General features: G+C 67.7%; 18 protein-coding genes. 3 read left to right on the top strand and 15 right to left on the bottom strand.

Translation table 11 applies throughout. The features are described from left to right. Window positions 1–77 precede the first annotated feature (77 nt). From LA521A_RS11450 to LA521A_RS11440, 3 genes are all read left to right on the top strand, one after another. Complete coding sequence (locus LA521A_RS11450; protein ID WP_281779033.1) at window positions 78–2,753, top strand: PAS domain-containing protein; 2,676 nt, start codon at window positions 78–80, stop codon at window positions 2,751–2,753. Between the two features lie 109 nt (window positions 2,754–2,862). Continuing rightward, on the top strand, window positions 2,863–3,036 hold the full coding sequence (locus LA521A_RS11445) for a hypothetical protein (protein WP_281779032.1): 174 nt from the start codon (window positions 2,863–2,865) through the stop codon (window positions 3,034–3,036). A gap of 310 nt (window positions 3,037–3,346) precedes the next feature. After that, window positions 3,347–4,114, top strand: a complete 768-nt coding sequence (locus LA521A_RS11440; protein WP_281779031.1) for a TerC family protein — start codon at window positions 3,347–3,349, stop codon at window positions 4,112–4,114. An 81-nt stretch (window positions 4,115–4,195) separates the two neighbouring features. On the opposite strand, the gene LA521A_RS11435 is transcribed toward LA521A_RS11440, so the two are convergent. The 15 genes from LA521A_RS11435 to LA521A_RS11365 all read right to left on the bottom strand — a co-directional run bounded on the left by LA521A_RS11435 (window position 4,196) and on the right by LA521A_RS11365 (window position 21,598). Beyond that, window positions 4,196–4,768 carry a mechanosensitive ion channel domain-containing protein gene (locus tag LA521A_RS11435; protein ID WP_281779030.1) on the bottom strand — a complete coding sequence of 191 codons (573 nt, stop codon included), beginning with the start codon at window positions 4,766–4,768 and terminating at the stop codon, window positions 4,196–4,198. Between the two features lie 34 nt (window positions 4,769–4,802). Continuing rightward, on the bottom strand, window positions 4,803–5,669 hold the full coding sequence (locus LA521A_RS11430; RefSeq protein WP_281779029.1) for an SDR family oxidoreductase: 867 nt from the start codon (window positions 5,667–5,669) through the stop codon (window positions 4,803–4,805). 167 nt (window positions 5,670–5,836) lie between these two features. Next, window positions 5,837–6,313 carry a VOC family protein gene (locus LA521A_RS11425; RefSeq protein ID WP_281779028.1) on the bottom strand — a complete coding sequence of 159 codons (477 nt, stop codon included), beginning with the start codon at window positions 6,311–6,313 and terminating at the stop codon, window positions 5,837–5,839. A 54-nt stretch (window positions 6,314–6,367) separates the two neighbouring features. Continuing rightward, a complete protein-coding gene (locus tag LA521A_RS11420) occupies window positions 6,368–7,261 on the bottom strand; it encodes a hypothetical protein (protein WP_281779027.1) in 894 nt (297 codons plus the stop codon). An 83-nt stretch (window positions 7,262–7,344) separates the two neighbouring features. After that, a complete protein-coding gene (locus LA521A_RS11415; protein WP_281779026.1) occupies window positions 7,345–8,001 on the bottom strand; it encodes a glutathione S-transferase family protein in 657 nt (218 codons plus the stop codon). A 140-nt stretch (window positions 8,002–8,141) separates the two neighbouring features. Next, window positions 8,142–9,266, bottom strand: coding sequence for a polysaccharide biosynthesis/export family protein (locus LA521A_RS11410; RefSeq protein ID WP_281779025.1), 1,125 nt, complete (start codon window positions 9,264–9,266; stop codon window positions 8,142–8,144). Between the two features lie 205 nt (window positions 9,267–9,471). Continuing rightward, window positions 9,472–10,236, bottom strand: a complete 765-nt coding sequence (locus LA521A_RS11405) for a YdcF family protein (RefSeq protein WP_281779024.1) — start codon at window positions 10,234–10,236, stop codon at window positions 9,472–9,474. A gap of 4 nt (window positions 10,237–10,240) precedes the next feature. Beyond that, on the bottom strand, window positions 10,241–11,311 hold the full coding sequence (locus tag LA521A_RS11400; RefSeq protein WP_281779023.1) for an EpsG family protein: 1,071 nt from the start codon (window positions 11,309–11,311) through the stop codon (window positions 10,241–10,243). Continuing rightward, a complete protein-coding gene (locus LA521A_RS11395; protein ID WP_281779022.1) occupies window positions 11,308–12,102 on the bottom strand; it encodes a glycosyltransferase family 2 protein in 795 nt (264 codons plus the stop codon). Before LA521A_RS11395 ends, LA521A_RS11400 begins: the two co-directional genes overlap by 4 nt. 201 nt (window positions 12,103–12,303) lie before the next feature. Then, window positions 12,304–13,593 carry a lipopolysaccharide biosynthesis protein gene (locus LA521A_RS11390; protein ID WP_281779021.1) on the bottom strand — a complete coding sequence of 430 codons (1,290 nt, stop codon included), beginning with the start codon at window positions 13,591–13,593 and terminating at the stop codon, window positions 12,304–12,306. Next, window positions 13,590–14,783: a glycosyltransferase family 4 protein gene (locus LA521A_RS11385; RefSeq protein WP_281779020.1), complete on the bottom strand. Its 1,194-nt coding sequence runs from the start codon at window positions 14,781–14,783 to the stop codon at window positions 13,590–13,592. The genes LA521A_RS11390 and LA521A_RS11385 overlap by 4 nt, the downstream gene beginning before the upstream one ends. Before the next feature lie 286 nt (window positions 14,784–15,069). Then, window positions 15,070–16,278: a right-handed parallel beta-helix repeat-containing protein gene (locus LA521A_RS11380; protein ID WP_281779019.1), complete on the bottom strand. Its 1,209-nt coding sequence runs from the start codon at window positions 16,276–16,278 to the stop codon at window positions 15,070–15,072. Between the two features lie 532 nt (window positions 16,279–16,810). Beyond that, complete coding sequence (locus LA521A_RS11375) at window positions 16,811–17,884, bottom strand: right-handed parallel beta-helix repeat-containing protein (RefSeq protein ID WP_281779018.1); 1,074 nt, start codon at window positions 17,882–17,884, stop codon at window positions 16,811–16,813. Beyond that, on the bottom strand, window positions 17,877–19,316 hold the full coding sequence (locus LA521A_RS11370) for an asparagine synthase-related protein (RefSeq protein ID WP_281779017.1): 1,440 nt from the start codon (window positions 19,314–19,316) through the stop codon (window positions 17,877–17,879). The genes LA521A_RS11375 and LA521A_RS11370 overlap by 8 nt, the downstream gene beginning before the upstream one ends. 5 nt (window positions 19,317–19,321) lie before the next feature. After that, window positions 19,322–21,598: a polysaccharide biosynthesis tyrosine autokinase gene (locus LA521A_RS11365; protein WP_281779016.1), complete on the bottom strand. Its 2,277-nt coding sequence runs from the start codon at window positions 21,596–21,598 to the stop codon at window positions 19,322–19,324. Window positions 21,599–21,632: the final 34 nt, after the last annotated feature.

Here is a 21,632-nt window from a genome sequence, read left to right as displayed (position 1 = left end):
ATGAGACGGTCACGCATTCACGCGGCGCCCACGGGTGGTGAGCGGATCGTGGCGGCGAGCCCGCCCGGAGCCCGCCCGTGACCGTCCATCCTGCTGCGACGTCCACGCCGGGTGCGAAAGGGTCCGGGTTCCTGGGCATCGCGTTGGCCGACAGCGGCGACCGCCGGCGTGCGGCGTGGTTGGCGATCGTGCTGGTGCTCGCGTTCGCGGCGACGGCGCCGTTCGCCGCGCGCGAACTCCCCGCCGTGCCGACCTTCGTGCCGGCCTACGACGCGGCGGTGATGGTGCTGGCATCGATCGCCGCGTTGATGCTGCACGCGCAATATCGCGACCTGCACGAGCGCGGATTCCTGTGGCTCGCGTGCGGCTATCTGTGCAGCGCGTTGTTCGCGTTGCTGCACGGCCTGAGCTTCCCCGATGCCTTCGTCAGCGGCAGCCTGTTCGGGGGCACGCAGACCACCGTGTGGCTGTGGATCTTCTGGCATGGCGTGGCGCCGCTGTTCGTCATGGCCTACGTCATCGCCGGGACCGTGCGGCCGGGCAATGGCGCGTGGCCGCTGCACCGCATCGCGTACCCGGCGACAGTGGCCCTCGTGGCGGTCATCGCGCTGGCGCTGGTGCGGCTGGACGACCGGCTGCCGCGACTGCTGGCGAACGTGGAGTACCGGCCGATCACCGCACGCCTGGTCGGGTTCACGGTATGGACCGCGCACCTGGTGGCGATCGCGCTGCTGATCTGGCGCACGCGACTGCGCCGGCTGCTGGACCTGTGGCTCTGCGTGACGCTGCTCGCGGCGGTGATCGAGCTGGCGCTCAGCGGGATGTTGATCACCGCCCGCTACCAGCTGGGGTTCTACATCGGCCGCATCTACGGGCTGATCGGCACGCTGGTGATGCTCGCGCTGCTGCTGCGCCACGCGCTGTTGCTGCAGGCGCGGCTGGTGCGCGCGGCCTCGGCGCTGCACGACAGCGAACGCCGTTACCGCGACCTGTTCGACAGCATGGGCGAGGCGTTCTACATCGGCGAGGCCGTGACCGACGACGACGGCCTCATCGTCGACCTGCAGTTCCTGCAGGAAAACCCGATGGCGCGTCGCTACATCGGGCGCGACATCGCCGGGCGCCGCCTGTCGGAGGTCGTGCCCGACTTCGACCGCGAATGGCTGGCGATCGTGGAGGAGGTGATCCGCACCGGCCGCGAGCGTTCGCTGGAACGCCCGTCGCCGCGCGTGCAGCGCTACTTCCGCTATCGCGTGTTCCGCCTGAAGGGCCGGCAGAAGCAGGTCGGCATCCTGTTCCAGGACATCAAGCCGCGGCGCGACGCCGAGCTGGCCCTGCGCGACAGCGAGGAGCGCTTCCGCCAGTTCGGCCAGGCCGCCTCCAGCGTGCTGTGGGTGCGCAACGCCGACACGCTGGAGATGGAGTACGTCAGCGCGGCGTTCGAAACCATCTGCGGCCGACGCTGCGAGGAGGTCGTCGGCCAGGGGTTCGATGCATGGCTGGCGATGGTGCATCCGGACGATCGCGAGGCCGTGCGCCGCGCGATGCGTCGCGTGCAGCAGGGCGAACGCATGGAGCAGGAGTACCGCATCCTCCACGGCGAGACCGGCGGCGAGCTGTGGCTGCTGGGCACCGAGTTCCCGATGCGCGACGACGACTGCCGCATCAACCGCATCGGCGGGATCGCGCAGGACGCCACGCTGCTGAAGAAGGCGCAGTTCCGCCTGAGCGAGAGCGAGGAGCGCCTGCGCAGCGCGATCGAGGTCGGCCGCCTGGCGACGTGGGACTGGAACCTGACCACGGGCGAGGTCGCCTGGTCGGACGAGCATTACCGCATCGAGGGCTACGTGCCCGGCGAGGTCGTGCCCAGCTACGAGGCGTGGATCGCCCGCGTGCACCCGGAGGATCGCGAAGCCGTCGAGGCCGCCGTGCGACAGGCGATGCTGACCGGCGGCGAGTACGTGCGGGAGGTCCGCTTCCTCCATCCCGACGGCGGCGTGCACTGGGCGAACGCGCGCGGTCGCTTCTTCTACGACGCCGCCGGTCGGCCGGTGCGCATGGTCGGCTCGATGATCGACACCACGCTGCGGCGCGAATTCGAGGACGCCCAGCGCGTGCTGGTCGCCGAACTGCAGCACCGCACGCGCAACCTCATCGCCGTGGTGCGTTCCATTTCCGACCGCACCTTGCGCGAGAGCGCGGACATGGCGCAGTTCGCGACCGTGTTCAGCGAACGCCTGGGCTCGCTGGCGCGCGTACAGGGGCTGCTGTCGCGCCTGAAGGAAGGCCAGCGGGTGACCTTCGACGAACTGCTGCGGATGGAACTGGCCGCGCACCTGGACCCGAACGACGGCACGCGGTTCGAACTGTCGGGCCCGGACGGCGTGTCGCTGCGCTCCTCCAGCGTGCAGCCGCTGGCGCTGGCGATCCACGAACTGATCACCAACGCGGTCAAGTACGGCGCGCTCAAGGACCCCGCCGGCTGCCTGCGCATCGCCTGGCAGGTGGAGTTCGAGGAGGGGCGGCCGTGGCTGCACGTGGACTGGCGCGAGACCGGCGTCGTGCACCAGTCGGCCGGCAACCTGCCGCCCAGCGGCGGCGCGGGACGCGAACTGATCGAGCGCGCGCTGCCTTACCAGTTCGGCGCGCGCACGCGTTACGAGCTCACCGACGCCGGCGTCCACTGCACCATCGCGATGCCGATTTCGCGGCGCGAAATGCTGTCACCGGCCGGTCATGACATGCGGTTATGACGGCATGGTTTCCGGTGTGCGTCGGCGGTGCCGCGACGAATGTTTGCTTCGCTCCGGCTTAACCCTCCAGCCCCGATGCTGATCGCCCGAACGACAGGTTTGATCCCCCATGGCCACCCGCAAGCTGCCGACTCCTCCCCCGGTGCCGGACGCGATCTCGACCCGTCCCCGCGCGCCGCGACTCGTCCGTCTGCCGCGGCGCGAGGACGCGCGCAAACCCACGCGCGCCGACCGCGCCGAACACCAGTTGCGCCTGCGCCGCCTGAGTGCGGGCCATGCCTGAACGTCCCGTTCCGTCGCGGCGCATCGCGCGTGCTAGGATCGCCGCAGAAGGGGAGTAGCTCCATCGTGCTGTCGCCGTCATTACGGGTCGTCCTGCAACAGGACCGCCCCGGTGCAGCAGCAGGCCGCCGGGCCTGTGAGCAAGACCTTCGCCGTAAGGCCACGGCGAAGGTGCGTCCGGATTCCACCCGTCCCAGCAGCTTGCCCGATTCGAGCAGCTGGCTCGATTCGAGCGACGGGTGCTCGAACGATCCGACGGATGCGTTTCGCGCGTGGATTGCGGTTCCCATCCACCGAACCGAATCCATCCGATGGAAATCCTGCTAAATCCCGAAATCTGGATCGCCCTGGCCACGTTGACGGCGCTCGAGCTCGTGCTCGGCATCGACAACATCATCTTCATCTCCATCCTTGCCGGCAAACTGCCGCCGCACCAGCGCAACAAGGCGCGCAAGCTCGGCATCGCGCTCGCCGCGATCACGCGCCTGGGCCTGCTGTTGACCATCGCCTGGATCGTCGGCCTGACCAAGCCGCTGTTCGAGGTATTCGGCAACGCGTTCTCCTGGCGCGACCTGATCCTGATCGGCGGCGGCCTGTTCCTGATCGCGAAGGCTACCCACGAGATCCACCAGAAACTCGAAGGCGCGAGCGAGACCGTGTCGTCGGGCAAGGTGGCCGGCGCGACGTTCGCCGGCGTGATCGCGCAGATCATGGTGCTGGACATCGTGTTCTCGCTCGACTCGATCATCACCGCCGTGGGCATGGTGGACGAGCGCTGGGTGATGGTCGCCGCGATCCTGATCTCGATCGTCTTCATGCTGGCCTTCGCCCGGCCGATCGGCGATTTCGTCGAACGCCACCCGACGGTGAAGATCCTCGCGCTGAGCTTCCTGATCATGATCGGCCTGGTGCTGATCGCCGACGGTTTCGGCCAGCACATCCGCAAGGGTTACATCTACACGGCGATGGCCTTCTCGGTGTTCGTCGAGATGATCAACCTGTGGATCCGCAAGCGCGAAGCGGCGAAGACCGAGCCGGTGAAACTGCGCGAGCGGTACGAGGAAGCGCCGTCAGAGTAGTGCCTGGCCGCCCTTTCCGCTTCGGCGGGAAGGGCGTCTCCAGTTGCTGTCGTCCCGGTCTGCGCCGGGATGACGGCAGCCTCACCCCGCGTTGCGCCACCGCCGTATGGAGCGCTGGAAGAACTGGCTGTTCGGAATCTGCAGCGTCGTGTCCGATCCGTCCGGGCGCGTTTCCTGCAAGGTGGTGTAGATCAGATTGATGTCCACCACGCGGCCCTTGAGCCCGGGCTTCTCGCCGTTTTCCAGCAGCTCGATCTCGTCGTGCAGGCGGAACGGGCGCGAGGTGAGGATCAGGAACGTGCAGAAGATGTTCGACAGCACGCTCCACGCGGCGAAGAACGCCACCGCCGCCACCGCGGCGAAGCCGGTGATCGCCGTCCACAGTACCGACGCCGATACACCCAGCCGCTGCAGGATCAGGAAGAACGCCACCACGTAGATCAGCGTGCCGACCACGCGGCGCGCGCCGATGGTCATTTCCGGCGGCAATTCGTAACGGGCGCAGACGCGGCCCAGCGCCTTGCGCAACAGCAGGCGCAGCAGCCATGCGGCGACGAGGATGAGGGCCGCTTCGCCGAGCGGCACGATCAGGTCCACGCCTTCGCGCACCCACTTCACATTGGGAAGGTGGCCCGCGGGAGAGAACACGTTCATCGCGCGCTCCCCGCGCGCGATGCGCGTGCAGGCATCAGAACATCGGGGCGCCGCCGGCAACGGTCAGCAGCGCGCCGGAGGTGTAGCTCGCCGTATCCGCCGCGAGCATGACGTACGCCGATGCGAGTTCGGCCGGCTGGCCCGGACGCTTGAACGGCACCGACTCGCCGAAGTGCTTCACTTCCTCCTCGTCCATGCCGGCCGGAATGAACGGCGTCCAGATCGGGCCCGGCAGCACCGCGTTGACGCGGATGTTCTTCTCGGCGAGCAACCCGGCGAGGCCCAGCGTCAGGTTGGCGATGGCGCCCTTCGTCGAGGCGTAGGGCAGGATGTTGGGCGACGGCTTCTTCGATTGCACCGACGCGGTGTTGATGATCGAAGCGCCCTCGCGCATGTGCGGCAGCGCAAGGCGCACCAGGTTGAACGGCGCGTGTACGTTCGTGTCGAAATGTTTCTTCCATTCCTCCAGCGTAATCTCTTCCAGCTTCTCGTAGTACTGCTGGTAGGCCGCGTTGTTGACCAGCACGTCGATGCGCCCGAACGTCTTCGCCGCTTCGGCGATCATCGATTCGGCCTGCTGCGGGTCGCTGATGTCGCAGGCGTAGGCGACGCCTTCGACACCGGCCTGTCTGATCTGTTCGAGCACCTGCGCCGCGTCGTGTTCCTCGGTCGGCAGGTGGACGATCGCGACGTCGGCACCTTCGCGTGCGTAGGCGATCGCCACGGCGGCGCCGATGCCGCTGTCACCGCCGGTGATCAACGCCTTCTTGCCCTTGAGCAGGCCGTGGCCGACGTAACTTTCCTCGCCGTGATCGGGCCTGGGGTCCATCTTCGCCGTCTTGCCGGGGAAGGACTGCTGCTGCGGTTTGAACGGCGGGCGGGGGTAATCGGGCACGGCCATGAGGCTCCTCGTGTGTGCGTCCAGGGAATGCACGCAGTGTCGGAAGGACGCCGTAAGGGAGCCGAGAAGAAACGTGCCGTGCCTGGCGACGCGGTCTTTACGGGCGAGGTCGAACGAGGCGAACGATCAGCGAGCGCGAGCGAGGCGCGCGCGTCGCGCGTTGCGCTTCACTCGTCACCGTTCGACTGGCTCGCCGCCCATTCCTCGCCACGCCGGCGCATCTCGTCCTCGCTTACGTCCTCGACGTGCGTGCCGAGCATCCAGCGATGGCCGAACGGGTCCACGACCGTGCCCATCCGGTCGCCCCAGAACTGGTTTTCCACGGCCTGCAACACGGTGGCGCCGGCCTTGATCGCGCGGTCGAACGCGGCGTCCACGTCGTCGACGTAGACCAGCAGGCTGCCGGTGGTGCCGCCGCGCGATTCGGGGCCCAGCGCGTCCCACTCGGGGAATTCGTCCGACAGCATGAAACGCGCATCGCCGATGCGCATTTCCGCATGCGCCACCTTGTCGCCGAGGTCGAGCCGGTAGGTCTGTTTCGCGCCGAAGGCGTTCTCGTAGAACGCGATGGCGTCCTTCGCGTCGCCCACGACGATGCCGGGCGTGATGCGCTGGTATCCGGGCGGAATCGGGTCGACGGCCATGCCTGCGCTCTCCCGGCGGGAAAGCGCGAAGCATGCGCCCGCCGGCGTGATGCCTCAGTAGAACGCGACGCCCGGCCGCAGCACCAGCTGGAACACCAGCAGCAGGACGATCGCCGCCAGCAGCGGCGTCACGAACGCCCGCATCGCCACGCCATTGGCGCGCACGTCGCGGACGCGCCACGCACCGGCGAGCATCCACAGCGCGCCGGGGACGCCGACGATCAGCGGCAGCAGCACCACTTCCAGCGCCTCGCGCGGGATGCGGAAGGGAATCACCAGCGCCGTGCCCAGCAGCATCGGCAAGGCGACCGTCTGCAACACGAAGCGCGTGCGCGCGCAACGCGTGGCGACGTCGGCCGGCTCGTCGGCGAGTTCCAGCACCGGCCGCAGCAACGCGAGCGACACGACGGCGATGGCGACGAGCGCGATCCACGCCATGACGGTCTTCGTCTGCGGCGACAGACCGAAATACTCCATCGCCATGCCGACGTCGCTGCCGGTGCTCAGCGCGCCGATCACCACCTGCGGCAGCGCCATCAGCAGGCCGCAGTACGCCATCCACACCACGAACAGTCGCCACGCGCCTGCCCGCGGACGGCCCGCACGAAGCGCGACGAGGCACGCGAGCCCGACGAGCGCGGTGGCGAGTGCGCCGGTGCCCTGGAACAGGCTCGCGAGCGGGTTCTCGCCGGTCCAGCTGTGGTTGTTGTGGAACAGCGTCGGCGCAAGGCCCGGCGTGAGCGCCTTGGGCACCACGAGGAAGACTTCCTGCACGAAGAACGTCAGGTTGAACGCGAGCGTGTAGAGCAGGGTGGAGACGACAACCGTCCTCCAGCTCCAGCGCGTGCGCGCGGCGACGTTCGCGTCTTTGTCGGCAGCGAACACGCCGGCCAGCGCGAGCAGCGCCGGTCCGGCCAGCAGGATCACAGCGGTGACGATCAGCAGCATGCGCGGTCCCCGAACGAGCAGCGCGCATCATGCCCGCGCGGCGACGGCGAGGTCCAGTCGCCGCTGGTCCCGACGAGTCGCGACTAGTCCCGGTCGGGTGCGCCGAGCGGGAAGTACGGCCGATACGGGCGGGCTTCGTCCACCGCGCGTGCGAACGCCGGGCGCGCGAGCAGCCGCGCGCGATACGCACGCACGTTGGCGTAACGCGCATCGATGCGATGCGTCCAGTCGGCATAGAACAGGAACGGCCCGGCGCCACAGTCGGCCAGGCTGAAACGCTCGCCCGCCGCCCATTGGCGGTCGCGCATCACGCCGTCGAGCCACGCGTACGCGTTTTCGAGCATCGTGCGCGCTTCCTCCACGCCGTACGCGTCGTGCTTGCCCTCGGGGCGTAGCGCGTCGAAGACGAACTTCTGCTGCGGCGTGGAGATGTAGTGGTCGAAGAAACGGTCCATCATCCGCACCTTTATCGCCTCGTCGGCGTCGTCCGGGATCAGCTTCACCGGGCCGGGATGATGCACGTGCAGGTATTCGATGATGCAGCTGGCCTCGGCGACCATGCGGCCGTCCTCGACCAGCACCGGGAAGCGCCGCACCGGCCACATCGCGACCAGCTCGCGCCAGGCGTCGCCCTCGGGCGATTCGAGCAGTTTCCATTCGAACGGCGTGCCGTTCTCGTACAGCGCGGTCAGGACCTTCTGCGAATACGAGGAAAACGGGTGGGCATACAGCTGCAGCATGGACGCTCCGGATGACGAGGCGGGTCGCCTCATCTTCCCCGACGAGCGCAGGGCTTGCGAATCGACATCCGTCATGCGCCCAAAGAGAAAGAGGAGCGCAAGCTCCTCTTTCTCCTCAACCCCCGCTTGAATCCGGGCCGTTACCGCGTCAGGTCGTACTGGGCCGAGGCGGCATTCGTCACGAGCGAGGACAGCGGCAGCAACTGCGACAGGAAGCGGTTCCAGCGCGTCACGCCGGCCGGGCCGACCCACACGACGTCGCCGGGCTTGAGCCGGAACTTGTCGCCCAGTGCGAAGGCGACCGGCGATTTCGCGTCGAGCTGGTACACGGTCGCGGCGCCCTGCGTCGCCTGCGGCGTTCCCATGTCTTCGAGCCCGCGGATCACGTAGACCGCCTCACCCTTCGACGTGATGGGATTCAGACCGCCCGCGCGACCCAACGCCTGCGTAAGCGTGACATCGGTCGTCTTGAAGGTGAGCGCCTGCGGACGCGCGACCTCGCCGATGACATAGACCTCCTTGCGGTCGTTGAACGGCAGGAAGAGGCGATCGCCCGGCTTGAGGTAGATGTCCTGCGCGACGTTGCCATCGCGGTTGAGGGCGTCGAGGTCCAGGTTGTAGTTGCGGCCATCGCGCGTGAGCACGAGCCCCGACAGATCCGCCTGCGCGACGTCGATGCGCGCGCGGCCCACGACCTGCGACAGCGTCATCGGCACGGTGGTGACGTCCTGCGGCGTGGTGTCGACGAACGCGCCCTGCAGCGCGACGCGGCTGCCGAAGCCCACGACGTTGACGTCCAGCTGCGGATTGGTGAGGTACTTCGCCAGCCGCGAGGTCAGCGTGCTGCGCAGGTCCTCGATCGTCATGCCGGTGACGTTGAGCTTCCCGGCATACGGGAAATAGAACGTGCCGTCAGGCTGCACCAGTCGACCGTTGGTGACGGCCTGCTGCTGGTTGCCGGCCGGTGTGGTCAGTTCGGGGTGGTCCCACACGGTGACGATGAGCGTGTCGCCGGGCTGGATCTTGTAGGTTTCGCCCTGGAACGACAGCAGTTCCTGCGGCACGACGGCTTTCGGGGCGGGCGCGGAGACGACCTCGGCGGTGATCGGCACCATCTTCACCTCGCCACCGATGAAGCGCGAATCCTGGATGCCGCCGCGCGTCATCTGCTGGCCGGTACAGCCGGTGATCACAGTCGCGATGGCGACCGAGCAGGCAAGAGTGAGCGTCTTCAATGCATGGCCCTCGGGTTCTTGGCGCGGCATGCGTGCGCGTTCGGTCGCAGTGCCTTTCGTCACGATGTCCATCTCAGACGCAGCCGGGTGGTACGACGTTGTGAACGTTGCGATGTCCCTGTGTTCGCCACCGAAGCCTAGAGCGCGCGTAGCGCACGCGGCGTGATCGGATGAGCGCACAGTGCAGTTGCATTCAGCGATGCGAACGCGCGATGTGAACGCAGGCACGCGTCGTTCAGTTCCGTAGACGCGCCATCACGATCGCTCCCATTTCCTTGATCGCGCGTCCACTGCGCCATAACGCGCGGCGTGATGGGACCCACCGCTGCGTCCAGCGCTCGCGCTTGCCGCTTTCGGGAACCGGTACCGGCGTGATGTCCACGCCGGCGCGGCGGAATTCGATCACCGCGCGCGGCATGTGCAGCGACGAGGTCACCAGCAGGATGCGATGGAAACCGTGCTGGTCGGCGAGTTCGGCCGTGTAGCGCGCGTTGTCGCGCGTGTTGCGGCTCTTGGTTTCCAGCAGCAGCGCCTTGCGCGGAACGCCGAGCCGCTGGATCGCGTGCTCCATGATGCGCGCCTCGCTCGCCGCTTCGTTGCCGCCGTTGTCGCCGCCGCCGGACAGCACGACGACCGGCGCCTTGCCCGCGAGCCACGCGCGCGCACCGGCGGCCAGGCGGCTGTTTTCCAGGTCGTAGGCGGTGACGTTCTGGCGTTCGAGCCAGTAGAAGTGCGTGGCGCCGCCGAGCACGACGATCGCGTCGGCCTGCGGCAAGGTGGCTTCATCGACGGGCGGATACTGGCGTTCGATGCGCCCGCGTACCCAGTCGGACACGCTGGGAATGGCGAGCACGCCCGACCATGCGAACGCGAGCACGGCGGTCGCGACGGCGACGCGCTGCCAGCGGATGAGCGCCATCAGCGCCGCCGCAATGAGCAGCGCGGCGGTGAGGGCAGGGGGATAGGTCAGGGCGACGAGCAACGATTGCAGGGCCTGCATTGCGTCAGATGAGGATCTCGTGGGTGACGTAGTAATAGAACGCGGCGCACGACAGGATCAACCCGAAGCGCAGCAGCAGCGGATTGCGCAGCAATGCGACGCGGCTGTGCACGAGCATCGCGGCGAGGATCAGCGACACGCTCAGCCACGCCGGCAGCAGGTAGCGATTGGAGAAGTAGCCCCAGCCCACGGCGAAGAACGGCAGCGTCATCACCAGGTAGACCGCGGCGCTCTGCTTGATCTTCTCGCGATATTCGGCGCGCACCAGCGGCGCCAGCACGAACGGCAGCATGTACCAGAAGATCGAGAACACGGCGAAGTCGATGCGCACGCCGACGCGCGAGCGGTCGGTCGCGGTGTAGGTCATCATCAGCTCGTACAGCGCCGGTATGAAGGCGCGGACGATCATCGTCGACAGCCCGCTGACGTAGGCCCCGAACGCAATGACGGCGATGAGGCGCTGCATCCTGGTCCCGAAAAGCAGCACCGGCGCGAACACCAGGTAGAGCAGCGACGACAGGTGCAGGCTCGCCGCCACCGCGCCGAGCACGACGAACGCGAGCCACTGCCTGCGCTGGAACGAGAGCAGCGAGGCGAACACCAGCAGCGCGGCCAGGCCCTGGCGCACCGCGTTGATCGTCGCGTTGACGAACATCGGCGATACGTACAGCAGCATGATCGCCGCGCCGAGGAAGGTCAGGAAACCGCGGCGCTGCACCGGATCGTCGCCGACGAGGTAGTCCTGGTAACGACGCGTCGCGATGAAGATGGTGCCGAGCATGAAGGCGAACAGCGCCGTCTGGTATCCGATGACGCCCAGGCCCAGCTTCCACAGTCCCCAGGTGAGATAGACGAAACCCGGTTCCAGTCGCGTTTCGCCACCGCCGGAACTCAGGCCCTGGAAGAAGCCGGCATAGGTCTGCGTGTCGGTGCCCACGTCCAGCGGGCGCGTGCCGACGAGCCAGCACCCGAACAGCCCGACCGCGATCAGCAGCATCGCGCTGAGCGTGTTCGCCGCCGGCGCCCAGGTCGAACGCCGCTGCGTCATGCCGTACTCGGGAACGTTGACGTTCACGGGGTCGCGCCTCCTTCGGTGGCCCGCCGTAGCGCCAGCAGCATGCGCTGGCGCGCCTTGCGCACCATGCCGATGCTGCGCGCGAAGCAGTGTTCGGGATACGTCACCAGTCCCTGGCGCAGGAGTTCGCGGCGCACTTCGCGACCGGCGCGATGCATCGCCTTCAGGTCTTCGCTCAGGCCACCGGCGCCGTAGTTCGCCTTGTGCCAGTACGCGAGCACCTGGTCGAGCTTGGCGCAGCGGTAGCCCGAAAAGCCGATCTGGCCCCAGAGCAGGAAGTCCTCGACGCGGCGGTAGTTCTCGTCGAAACGGAACGGCAGGTCGCGGCGAAGCACGACGGATGCCGTCGGGAACGGGTTATTCAGCAGCAATCGGCGGCGCGGCACGATGTGCGTGCGCGCCTCGCGTGGGGCGGGCGGCGCGGGACGATCGCGTTCGCGCACGAGCATGCGATGCGCGAGCAGCGCGATCTGCGGATCGGCACGAAGCGCGCGCATCTGCAGTTCGATCTTGGTCGGCACCCAGGTGTCGTCGGCATCGAGGAACGCGACGTACGGCTGCGTCGAACGCTCCCATCCCGCGTTGCGCGCCGCGGACGGGCCGCCGTTCTTGGGCAGCTGCACGACTTCGATCCACCCCGGTGGATACTGTGCGGCGACCGCGTGCAGCGCGCCGATGGTGTCGTCCGGGCTGGCGTCATCGACCAGTACGACCTGCGCGGGACGCAGCGTCTGTGCGTACACGGAGGCGACCGAGTCGCCGATGGTCGCGCCGCATCGATAACACGGCACCACCACGGACACGGGCGCAAGCGCGCTTCGCGCACTCGCGACGGGGGAAACATCGGCGGCAGTTCGGGGCTCGTCGATCATCTCTGGCATTGGAAACCGTTCGCGTGCGTTTTGGCGTATACGTGAAGTGAAGCCCGGGGCGCCTTCCGGGCTGGGTTCAGGAATCGTCGATGTCGCGAGCGGCCGATTCATCGCACGGTCTCACGCCCGATCGGGCATGAAGCCGCGCACGCCGAGCCATCGGGCGAGCAGCAGCAGGATCTCGGATGCGACCGTCGCCCACGCGGCGCCCATCACGCCGTAGCGCGGGATCAGCAGCCAGTTGAGCGCGACGGCCACGACGGCGGCGAACAGCATCGACACGACGCGATAGCGCATGTGGCTTTCGGTGAGCAGCGCCGCTTCCACCGCGGTGGACAGGAAGCGCACCGGCACGCACAGCGCGAGCACCATGAGCAGCGTCGACACGTCGGCGAATGCGGGACCGAATGCGAGGGGGATCGCCCACGGCGAGACGGCGGCCAGCAACAACCCGACGACGACGCCGGCACCGAGCATCGACAGGTTGCCGATCCGGTACACGCGCCAGAAACGCGGGCGATCGTGCACGGCCCAGCGGTGCAGCCGCGACAGCAGGAACTTGTGGTAGACCGTCGCCGGGAACAGGTAGATCGCCGTCATCACGCCGAGCGCGACGCCGTAATGGCCGGCGTCCTCGTTGCTGCTGAGGTATTTCAGCAGCACCGTGCTGACCTGGAAGAACACCGGGTAGAGGATCGCGGCGACGCCATACGCCCACGCCTGCGACCACAACTGCGGCACGGTGGGCGTCTGCAGGGGTTCGAGCGAGGTGGGCCGCGGGCCGTGGCCCTGCAACTCCATGCGCCCGTGCCACATCGCGTTCAACTGCGGCATCGCGAGCGCGGCGATCAGCAGCGCGACCACGCCGTAGCCGAGCGCCGCACCGAGTGCGTTGGCGAACGGCAGCGCGAGCAGCGTCGCGGCCACCGCAAGCCGGCCAGCGGACATCAGCATCTGCCACAAGGCCAGCGCGCTGTGGCGTTCTTCCAGACGCAGCTTGCTGCCGACCAGGTCGACCGCGAACAGGCCGGCGATCACCGGGGTGAGCAGCAGCAACGTGTCGCGCGTGTCGTCATCGACCACGGGACCGAGCAGCGCCCAGGCGACGACGCCGCCGATCGCGAGCGCGCACGTCCATGCGGAGAAGCGGAACGACGGTTTCAACCAGCGATCGCCGGCCCAGCCTTCCGCGCCGTACACACGCAGGCGGAACTGCGACAGGCCGAAACCCGCCAGCGGCGCGACGACGGTGACCGTCGCCAGCGATGAGGCGAACAGCCCGTATTCCGCCGGCCCGAGCCGACGCGCGAGCAATACCTGCGCGAGGAACACCATGCCCGCGCCGGCCATGGTGGCCAGCCAGAGCAGGCTGATCGCCGTCGCCGCGGGGCGCCAGGCGCTGGCGTTCATTCGCCGGCGCAGCCCAGCGTCGTCGCGCGCGCCGCAGGGCGCGCCACGGTCAGCAGGTCCGACTCCAGCAGCTCACGGTAGACGTCCAGCGTGCGGCCGATCACCAGCCGCTCGTCGAAATGCGCCAGCGCACGCTCTCGCGCCTTCGCGCCGAGCCGGCGCACCTGCGCGCGGTCGTCGTCGAGCTGCATGATCAGCCCGGCGAGCGAGGCCGCATCGCGCGGCGGCACCTGCAATCCGTCTTCGCCGTGCGTGGTGACGACCTCGCGGCAGCCGGGCAAGTTGGTGGTGATGATGCACAGGCCGCTGGCCGCGCCTTCGATCAGGCAACGCGGCACGCCTTCGCGGTAATAGCTCGGCAGCGCCATCACGTCGACCGACGACATCAACGCCGGCATGTCGTCGACGTGGCCGAGCCACTGGACGAGGCCGGCATCGTGCCAGGCCTGGACTTCCTCGCCCTGGAACGAGCTTGGGTTGCCGTAGTCCGGCGTGCCGGCGAGGAGGAACTCCACGTTGCGGCCGCGCTCCTTGAGCATGCGCGAGGCCTCGACGAATTCGCCGATGCCCTTCTCGCGCAGCAGTCGCGCCGCGAGCAGCACGCGAAGCGGTGCATCGCTGGCACGGTCCGCGCATGGCTGGAAGCGATCGACGTTCACGCCGGAACTGCGGATCAGGCGGATGCGGTCCTTCGGCACCAGACGCAGGTCGGTGAGCGCATCGGCGTCGTCGGGGTTCTGCAGGATCACGCGCGAGTTGCCGCTGCCGAGCGTGGAGCGCATCAGCGCACTCACGACCGGGCGCAGCACGCGCGCCTTCAGGGTGTTGCTCGCGTACACGTACCCCAGGCCGGCGACGGCGTTCACCACCGCGGGCACGCCGGACAGCCGCGCGGCCATCGCGCCGTACACCGCGCACTTCACGGTGAAGTTGTGGATGAGGTCCGGGCGCTCGCGCCGCAGCAGCGCGGTGAGATGCCGCACGGTGACCGCCTCGCGCACCGGGTTGAGGCTCGCGCGATCCATCGGAAGTTTTTCCCAGCGGATGCCGTGGCCGGCGAAGCGCTCGCCGAACGGACCATCGGGCGAGACCATCACGACCTCCGCGCCCTGGCCCTGCAGGTGCACTGCGGTGGGAAGGCGGAAGTTGTAGAGATACCAGTCGGTGTTGGCGAAGAAGACGATGCGCATACGTGATGACCTGGCAGCGCTCCATCCTGGTGCGATGCGTGGCAAGGCTTCCTTGGTTCCGGGGGTGTCCGGATTCTAGCCATGCTAATTTTCCAGGCCGTGCACGCCCCGCTCACGTTTGCATCCCCACGTGAACGAGGAACTGTCGTTGTCGTCACGTCGTCGCAATGCATCGCTCGTGTAGGAACGGCGTGATCGCGACAAAAAAAGACGGCCGGCTTTCGCCGGCCGTTGCCTCGATTGTCCGCGCGGCCGCTCCCCCCGGAGCGGCGTGACGGTTCGAAACCTACTTCGCGTACTGGTTGGTCGTGACGCGGATGTTGGTGGCGGTGCTGGCCTTCTGCACGTGCGGGTCGTTGCCCTTCGGCGCAATGCCCGCCTTGATCCCGGTCATCGAAACCAGCGCGTAGTTGGTGGTATGCGAGCCGAAGATCTTCGTGTAGTTGTTGCGGAAGACGTTGCTGCTGGCCTGGTAGTCGTTGCTGGTCGAGCTGAACATCAGGCCGCACAGGTAGTTGCGATTCATGCGGTTGAGCGCGATGTAGCCGCCGTTCGCGCCGACGGTGAGCACGCCGTAGCCGCCGTTGTACTCGACCGTGTTGTTCTTGATCGTCACGCCGGTCACGCGCTTGTACACCAGGATGCCGTTGCCCTTGTTCTTGCGGATCAGGCAGTTCTCGATGTGCACGGTGTCGGTGGTGCGCGAGTCGTTGACGTCCGGCTCGATGTCGATGCCACACTGCGGCGCGATGCCGTTGGTGTTGCTGAACTCGCTGTCGTACACCTTCACGTTGCGCGAGCAGCCGATGGTCAGGCCCTGGCGGCGGTTGTTGGTCGATACGATGTTGGAGACGACGACGTCGTTGCACGGAACTACCGCACCGGACGCCTGCGCGGCGCCGCCGATGGACATGCCGTCGCCCCAGCAGTCGGTGATGTAGATGTCGCGCACCGTCACGCGGTTGGAGCCGCGCACCATGATGCCGTGGCCCCACTCGCCCTTCGTGCCGAGGTGGCGGTAGCGATCGCCGCGGATCTTGCCGCCGGAAATCTCGACGTCGCTGACCTGCATCGCCATCAGCACGTACGCGCGCTCGGCGCTGTTGCTCTTGGCCCACAGCTCCGCGCCCGGATCGAGCTTGAGGTGCATCTTGCTGCGCAGGCGCACGTTCCGCGTCGGGTCGATCACGTAGTTGCCGGCGGGCACGTACACGGTGCCGCCCGTCGACGGCAGCGCGTTGATGGCCTTCTGGAAGGCGGTGGTGTCGTCGTTGGAGCCGTTGCCGCGCGCACCGTAGTTCTTGACGTTGAGCGTCGTGGTGCCGCGGGCACGCTTCGGCGGCGTATACGTGAGGGCGGTGGTCGCGCCGGTGGCGGCCATCACTTTGCCGATGCCGGCGAAACCGAGCACGGGCGGGATCGAGAGGAGCAGGGACTTGCGGAGGAATTCGCGACGTTCGGCGGTCGCAGGCGCCATCACCTGGTTATCGTTCACAGTAGGGTTCCGGAATTAAGGAACGCCCCCGGGTGAGCGGTTTTGCTCGATGGGGCTTGGTGGTGTGAAGAGCGCCCCCTCGCGTCTTCACGTCATCACGCCACGATCATGTTCGTGACTGACGTGCACCCTACAGCAACAACCGTGAATCGAAACCCTAATCTTCACTATTTGTGCACGCGCGCAAGCAAATCCGCACGTGACGTTCATAAACATCCGCATTCAAGTTCATGACTGCGAAGACGATGCTGCACGATGCACAGCGTTTGCGCAGCATGAACCGGGCGCGGCAGCATTCGACGTGGATGAGTTCGCTGCGCACGTGAGCATCGCGCGTGAAATCGCGTGAAGCCACGTGAGTTTCGCACGTCGCGTTTTCACGACCCGGTGCGAGCGCTCGTGCGGTGTGGTCCGGGCAAGCGCAGTGCACCCGAGATCACGAACTTTCCGGTGCCGCGCGACACCGCGTTCCCCGGGTGCGCTTCGCTTACCCGGGCTACAAGAGCATGTTCTTGATGAGCCCGCTCGGGGCTCAATCCAGGTAACGGTTGTCCGCTGCCACGCTGATGCGCTCGGTCCTCTCGGCGATGGTGACGTGGCGCTTTCCGCCGCTGCGTTTGGCCTGCGGGGAGGAACCGGTTGGACCGTTGTCGTCGAACTCGTTGCGCGCGATCACCAGCCCGCGCGTGCCCGGCCGCACGCCGACGCCACCGAGCACGTTCTCGCGGATGCGGTTGTCCTCGATGAGGCAATCGCTCGCGCCCAGCGTCAGGATGCCGTGGCCGCGGTTGTGCTCGATCAGGCACTCGCGGACCGTCGCGTCGGAAACGCGCTTGTACAGCTGGATGCCGGCGCCGCGGTTGCCGCGTACCGTGCAGCGGGCGATGAGGATGTCGTCGGCGATGTCGCCCTCGTCGGGCTCCACGTCGATGCCCGCGCCCGGCGCGGTGCCGCCGGTGTCGATGAATTCCGAATCGAACACCCGGACGCGGCGCGAGCGGCCGATGGTGAGTCCCTGGCGGCGATTGTCGGCGCACACCACGCGTTCGATCGTCACGTCACGACTGGGCACGAACGCGGCGCCGACCTTGGCCCCGCCGATCGAAATGCCGTCGCCCCAGCAATGCGAGATGTGGAGGTCGCGCACGTTCACGCGTTCGGCGGCGCGGATCATGAGGCCGTGGCCCCATTCGCCGGTGATGCCCTTGTGCGCCGAACGCTCGCCGATGATCCGTCCGCCGGAGATCGTCACGTCGCTCACGCGGTGCGCGTTGAGCACGTACGCACGTTCGGCGGCGTTGGGCTTGGCGAGCAGGCGCGTGCCCGGCGACATCGCCAGGTGCATTCGGCTGCGCAGCTGCACGCCGACGGTGGGATCGATCAGGTAATCGCCGGCGGGCACCTGCACCGTGCCGCCGGCTGCCGGCAGCGCGTCGATGGCCTGCTGGAACGCGCGCGTGTCGTTGGCGACGCCGTTGCCGCGCGCGCCGTGGCGGCGCACGTCCACCACGGCGCTCCCGATGGGCGAGGCCGCCCACGACGCCATCGGCGCCGTGGACAGCATCGCGAGGGACGCGGCAATCCGCCGCCGCAGCAGGTCAGGCATAGGCACGTTCGCGCATGTCGGTTTCCTGCACCTGCGCACGGCGTTCGCGGCGCGAGGCGAGCCACGGCAGCACGACGGCGAGCAGGTAGAACTTCGAGGCGTGGTACTTGTTGTCGAAACGGCGGCGGTTGCGATCGAGCCACGCGCCCGCGCCGGGCAGCTCCTCCGAATTGCGCGCCAACTCGCGCACGCGATCGAACCGCGCCCGCGCCAGGCCGCGCACGTCGAAGCGGAAACTGCCCTTGCCGGTCACGTACGGCAACTCGCCGAAACGCGTGGCGATGTGGTCGCGGATGAGCAGCTTGTTGAGCTTGGTGACCGGATCGACCTTCTGGTAACGCGGCACTTCGCGGTGGATCCACTCGCGCAGCGTGAGGTCGCAGAAGGGATACGCGACTTTCAGGCCCAGCGCCGCGCTGGAATACAGGCCCTTGGCGAATGCGCCCGCGGAACCGGCGATCGAGGTCGACATGTCGCGCCATTCCCAAAGGCTCGTCGCCGAACCGATCTCCTCGCGATACAGCTCGAGGCGATGGCGCGAATGCTGCGACATCGGGCGGCCGAGCAGTTCGTCGGCCTCGTCGTCGGTGAAACGCGAGCCGGGGAACGCGCGCTCGATCTCGTTCATGCGCAGCGTGCTGAGCATGTAGCAGAGCTTGAAGCTGCGATCCACGCCGGGCAGTTCGGACAACCAGCCTGGCAGCGGGAGATCGCGCGACAGGCGCTTGAGCATCTCCTGGCGCTTGCTCATCGGCGTGCCGAAATAGCTGTCCGCGCCCAGGCCGTCGACGACGCCGTCGCCGCCGTGCCCCGCCACTTCGGTGCCCAGGTCGATGCACGAGAGCAGGGCGAAGTCGGCGGTCAGCAGCGGCATGCGATGCACGACGTCGAGGTAGCGGTCGTACGCGCGCGCCGGGTCGCAGGTCAGCGTTTCGTGGCGAAGGCCGAGCGTGCGCGCGACGTGCGTGGCCGATTCGACCTCGTCCTCTTCCTGGCCGCCCAGGTAGGTGATGCACGTCGTGTCGGGCCGCGCATCGGCGATGGCGATCGCCAGCGTGGTCGAATCCTTGCCGCCGCTCTGCAGCAGCCACGGCGCCGACATGCCCGCGCAGCTGCGCTGGATCGCATCGCACAGGCGCCGGTGGTAGCCGGCGACCCAGTCCTGTTCCGTCGCCGCGTACTCGGGCACTTCGCCGGCGTTGCGGAACTTGAAGTGGAACTTGGGCTCGGTGTGCATGTCGTCGTGCGGGCAGAACCCGAACGTCACCAGCCGCACGCCTTCGTAGATGGAGTAGGGCGGATAGACGAACGCGTTGCGCAGGATGTCGGCGATCGACACCGGATCCACCGCCGGCGGCGGGACGTCCTCGCGCATCAGGCGCGAGAAGTCCGGCGTGCCGTAATAGGGCGACATCGTGATCTGTGTTCGCATCGGCATTACCTCGCGGCCGCCTTCAGCGGTTCGTCCTTCATGGGCTGGTAGTCGTAGTACGTGTACGCGTACTGGCCCGAGCCGCGCTTCTGCACCGCGTTGAAGATCGCGCCGCGCACTTCCACGCCGTTCTGCTCCAGGCGCTGCTTGGCCAGCGCGATCTCGCGCTGCTGGTTGAGGCCCCAGCGCACCACCATCAGGCAGGTGCCGACGTGGTGGCCGATCACGGCCGCGTCGGTCACCGCCAGCACCGGCGGCGTATCGATCACCACGATGTCGTACTGCTGCGCGAGCTTGTCCAGCAGCGCGGTGAAGCGCGGATGCATCAGCAGTTCCGACGGGTTCGGCGGGATCGTGCCGCGCGTGATGAACGACAGGTTCTCCGTGCCGCCGACCTTGCGTACGGCCTGGATCTCGTCGATGCGGCCGGAAATCAGCTCCGACAACCCGCCGTCGGCGCGCGTGCCGAGCGCCAGGTGCAGCGTGCCGCGGCGCATGTCGGCGTCCACCAGCAGCACGCGCTGGCCGGCCTGTGCCATCGTCACGGCGAGGTTCGCGCAGACGAAGGACTTGCCGACGCCCGGGCTGGGCGCGGCGATCATCAGCATGTTGTTCTTCATCTCGAAGCGCGCGAAATGCAGGCTGGTGCGCAGCGTGCGCAACGCCTCCATCGCGAGGTCCGACGGCGAGCGGAAGGCGAGCAGGCGCTGCTTGCCGTCGCGACGCGCCGCCGTGCCGGGCTGCGCGACGATCTGCTTGCCCTTCGCGCTGAAGGGAATCGACGCGTACACCGGCAGGCCGAGCAGCTCGATGTCGACCGGATCTTCCACGCCGCGACGGAACATCTGGCGCGTGAGCACGAAGGCGACCATGAACATAGCGCCGATCAGCGTGCCGGCGCCGATGACGATCAACGGCTTCGGCCACGACGGGCTGTCCATGTTGACGTCGGCCGGATCGATCACGCGCGCGTTGCCGACCGCGCTGGCGGCGGCGATGTTCAGCTGCTGCGCCTGGTCGAGCAGGTTCGCGTAGGTCTGGTTGATGACCTCCACGTCGCGGTTCAGGCGGAACAGACCCTGCTGCGTATCGGGCAGGTTCCCGATCTGGCTCATGATCTGGTTCTTCTTCGACTCGAACTGGCCGATCTGGCGCATCAGCGACTGGTAGACCGGATGCTCGGGCGTGTAGCGGCTGGCGATGTCGGCGCGCTGCACCTGCAGCTGCTGGATGCTCTGGTCCAGCGCGACGGTCTGGTCGAGCAGCGCCTTGTTCGACACGCCGACGTCCATCGTGCGCGTGCGCGACTGGAAGGTGTTCAGGCGCGCCTGCGCATCGGCCAGTTCACGACGCACCTTCGGCAGCTGTTCGGTCACGAACTGCAGGCGCTTGGCGGCTTCGGCCGAGTTGCGCGCGACGTTCTGGCGCACGTAGGCCTGGGTGATCTGGTCGAGCACCTGCTTGGCGCGCAGCGGATCCGGGTGCGAATAGGTCAGGTTGATGATGCCGGAGTTGCGGCCCTGCTCGCTGACGGTGATGTCCTTCTTGAGCTTGGTCATCAGCGCCATGGTGTTCAGGCGCGTGAGGTCGAAGCGCGTGCCGGCGTTGGCGGCGAGGCGTTCGATCTCCAGCGTCAGGCCGCGGCCGTTGGTGGCCTTCTGGCCGACGCGGCCTTCCAGCATCAGGTTGCCGTCGGGATCGAGCACCTTGTAGCGGCCGCGTTCGCCGGCGATCAGCTGCAGCGGCATGCCGACGAGCTGATCGGGCACTTCGAACTGGCCGATGTCGACCTGTTCGCCGCCCCAGGCGTAGCTGTTGAGGCCGAACCACGGCGATGCCACTTCGCCCGGATGCAGGCGCTGCTGCATGCGCGAGACCATGTCGCCGAGCAGCGGCATGCGCACCGGTTCGACGACGGTGTCGAGGTCGAGGCGTTCGATCGCCTCACCCAGCACGCGGCGCGAGGTGAGCAGCTGCGTTTCGGTGGCGGCCGGCGCATCGACGACCGGCGGCGCCGGCGCGGTGGTGGGCTGGTTGAGGCCGGGCACCGTCGGCGGGCGCGATTCCACCTGCACCACGGCATTGGCTTCGTACTGCGGCGTCGCCAGCAGTACGTAGGCCACCGCGACGATGAAGAACGCCAGCGTGCCAAAGAGGATCGGCCATTTGTTGTCGGTAAGCGTGGATACGAGGGTCGGGATGTCGATGTCGTCTTCGCGCGCATTGGCTGCGGGCGGAACGGCATAGGGGGCATCGGCCCGGGAGATCACGTGAGTGGCCATGTTTCGTCACCTGGTGAAGAGCGGGGCATGCGAC

Origin of the sequence: Lysobacter auxotrophicus (assembly GCF_027924565.1) — a bacterium.
Lineage (GTDB): Bacteria > Pseudomonadota > Gammaproteobacteria > Xanthomonadales > Xanthomonadaceae > Lysobacter_J > Lysobacter_J auxotrophicus.
This window is presented reverse-complemented; position numbering and strand designations above follow the sequence as displayed.